The following is a 387-nucleotide window of genomic DNA, read 5'->3' as shown; positions in this document are numbered from 1 at the left end:
CATTAGGAGTGCTCTTCTCCTAATGACGTGCAGCGTGCGGAGCCACCCCCACTTTCCAAAGTCGGTTTTTGACCTTTTTGGTTTACACTTAAACAATCTATTAATTCTAGGAGGAATATATAATGAGCTTAAACATGAAAGTAGAACACATGATGAAATTCCACACTTTTGAGGTTCCAACTGCAATCAAACACGGAATCGGTTCGATTAAACATGTTGGTGATGAAGTAAAGAATCTTGGTGTATCAAAAGCCTTGCTTGTAACTGACCCTGGAATTTACAATGCAGGAGTTGCAAATCCAGTTGTCGAAAGCCTTCAAGCGGCTGGCATTGAAGTTGTATTGTTCGATAAAGTCGTTCCAAATCCACCAGTACGTTTAGTAAATG

At 40.3% G+C, this 387-nt stretch carries 1 protein-coding gene; it reads left to right on the top strand.

Annotation, left to right across the window (positions count from 1 at the left end):
* Positions 1-122 precede the first annotated feature (122 nt).
* Positions 123-387: iron-containing alcohol dehydrogenase (locus KH400_RS22025; RefSeq protein WP_217228274.1), on the top strand; the 265-nt coding region annotated here is incomplete at its 3' end.

Source organism: Desertibacillus haloalkaliphilus, assembly GCF_019039105.1.
Classification (GTDB): domain Bacteria; phylum Bacillota; class Bacilli; order Bacillales; family KJ1-10-99; genus Desertibacillus; species Desertibacillus haloalkaliphilus.
The sequence above is the reverse complement of the archived record's forward strand: the minus strand, read 5'-3'. Positions and strand labels throughout refer to the sequence as shown.